This window comes from Amycolatopsis sp. SID8362 (assembly GCF_010550475.1).
GTDB classification, from domain to species: domain Bacteria; phylum Actinomycetota; class Actinomycetes; order Mycobacteriales; family Pseudonocardiaceae; genus Amycolatopsis; species Amycolatopsis eburnea.
Genome location: NZ_JAAGNB010000152.1, coordinates 1 through 1,948, shown reverse-complemented (window position 1 = coordinate 1,948; position 1,948 = coordinate 1). Strand labels below are relative to the sequence as shown.

The window sequence follows — 1,948 nt, the reverse complement described above, 5'->3', positions numbered from 1 at the left end:
TGCACCCGCGTCAGCCGGCCTTCGCGGTCGAGCAGCACCAGGTCGCGGCGCACGGTCGCGTGGCTGACGCCGAGCCGCTCGGCCAGCACGGCGACCGGCGCCGGGCCCTCCGCGCGGAGGGCCCGCAGGATCAGCTCGTGGCGCCGCTGGGGCAACATCCGGCGACCATAGCAGTCAAGGTTGCTCAGTTCCCGGTCAAGAATGCGCAGATCTTGCGGATTCTGCGTGGTTGACGCACTCTCGTGCGCACAGTTGCGCGAACTTCGTGGAGGCGCCCGTGCCGGTGGAACCCGACCCCGAAACCGATGTCTTCCTGTCCGGCCCGCTGTTCTTCGACCTGGTGTTCACCGGGCTCGAACAACCACCGGCGCCGGGCCAGGAGGTGTGGACGGGCGGCATGGGTTCCGGGCCGGGCGGGATCGCGAACTTCGCCGTCGCGCTGAGCCGCCTCGGCCTGCGGACGGCGCTGGCGGCCGCGTTCGGCACCGACGTCTACGGGCGCTACTGCTGGGACGTCCTTTCGCGGCAGGAGCACATCGACCTGTCGCGGTCGCGGCAGTTCCCGGAGTGGCACTCCCCCGTCACGGTTTCCCTCGCCTACGCCGGCGACCGCGCGATGATCACCCACGGCCACGCGCCGCCCGTCCCGGTCGCGGAGCTGGCCGGCTCGCCGCCGCCGAGCCGCGCGACCGTCGCGCACATCGGCCTCGACACGGCGGAGTGGGTCCACACGGCACACCAGGCAGGCAGCCTGGTCTTCGCCGACGTGGGCTGGGACCCGTCCGAGGCCTGGTCGGCGGCGCTGCTCGACCAGCTCGGGTGCTGCCACGCGTTCCTGCCCAACGACGTCGAAGCGATGGCCTACACCCGTACGGCCACCCCGGAAGCGGCGCTGGCGAAGCTGGCGGACCTGGTCCCGATCGCGGTGATCACCCGCGGCGGCGCGGGCGTGCTCGCGGTCGACGGCACGACCGGCGAAACGGCGGCGGTCGCGGCCCTGCCGGTCGACGTCCTCGACGCGACGGGCGCGGGCGACGTCTTCGGGGCGGGTTTCCTCGCCGCGACGCTGACCGGCTGGCCGCTGGCCGAGCGCCTCCGCTTCGCGTGCTTGACGGCGAGCCTGTCGGTCCAGCACTTCGGCGGGGCGCTCGCCGCCCCCGGCTGGCACGAGATCGCCGAGTGGCACGCGCGCACCCGCCGCCCGGACTACGGGTTCCTGGACGAAGTCCTGCCGGCCGAGACGGTGGCGGGCATCCGCCGCGGCCCGGTCACGCTCGGCTTCGGCGACGACAGCTGGCGCTAGCGGCGCGACGAGATCTGCTGCACCGCCCAGGAGTTGCCGTCCGGGTCGTTGAAGAAGACGAAGCCGACGTTGTCCAGGTCCGCCTTGCCGTCCCACGGACCGGCGCCGACGACCTGGATCTCGCCCGCGTCGACCCCGCGTTCGAGCAGTTCGGCGTGCGCCTTCGGGAGGTCCTTGACCACCAGCTGCAGGCCCTTCATCGAGCCCGGCGGCATGTCCGGCACCGCACCCTCGCCGATCACCACCGAGCAGCCCGAGCCCGGCGGGGTCAGCTGGACGATCCGCACCCCCGGCGCGGGCGCGACGTCGTGGTCGAGGGTGAAGCCGAGCTGGTCGGTGTAGAAGGCCTTGGCGCGGTCGATGTCGGACACCGGGACCACGACCACTTCGAGCGTCCATTCCATGGGCGCGACGCTACTCGGCCGAAGCCCCTCGCTGTTCGACGACGAGCCGCTGGTGCCGGGCCGCGCGGACCCGGTCGCCGCACGTCGTGGAGCACCAGCGGCGGCGGGCGTGCTCGCGGAAGAAGAAGCGGACGCAACCGTGGGCCTCGCACGGCCGGACCAGCCGGCCGAGGTCGCCGCCGACGACGTCGATCGCGTCGCGGGCCAGCGCCGCCACGGCCTCGTCGACGGTGCCCGGCCG

At 73.5% G+C, this 1,948-nt stretch carries 4 protein-coding genes; 1 reads left to right on the top strand and 3 read right to left on the bottom strand.

The genetic code is table 11. The features are described from left to right. A partial coding sequence (locus G3I65_RS59015) for a DeoR family transcriptional regulator (protein WP_160695179.1) occupies positions 1 to 158 on the bottom strand: 158 nt, incomplete at its 3' end. A 119-nt stretch (positions 159 to 277) separates the two neighbouring features. Here G3I65_RS59015 and G3I65_RS05765 point away from each other — a divergent pair. Further along, positions 278 to 1,303: a PfkB family carbohydrate kinase gene (locus G3I65_RS05765; protein ID WP_160695178.1), complete on the top strand. Its 1,026-nt coding sequence runs from the start codon at positions 278 to 280 to the stop codon at positions 1,301 to 1,303. Here the strand turns inward: G3I65_RS05765 and G3I65_RS05760 are convergent. Beyond that, positions 1,300 to 1,707 carry a VOC family protein gene (locus G3I65_RS05760; protein WP_160695177.1) on the bottom strand — a complete coding sequence of 136 codons (408 nt, stop codon included), beginning with the start codon at positions 1,705 to 1,707 and terminating at the stop codon, positions 1,300 to 1,302. The two genes, G3I65_RS05765 and G3I65_RS05760, sit on opposite strands and share 4 nt — an antisense overlap. A 10-nt stretch (positions 1,708 to 1,717) precedes the next feature. After that, positions 1,718 to 1,948 (bottom strand): CGNR zinc finger domain-containing protein (locus G3I65_RS05755; protein ID WP_160695176.1); only part of this gene is annotated, 231 nt, incomplete at its 5' end.

Excerpts from the sequence above, each read along its gene's own strand:
- G3I65_RS05760 (WP_160695177.1), bottom strand. The coding sequence starts at position 1,707 with ATGGAATGGACGCTCGAAGTGGTCGTGGTCCCGGTGTCCGACATCGAC.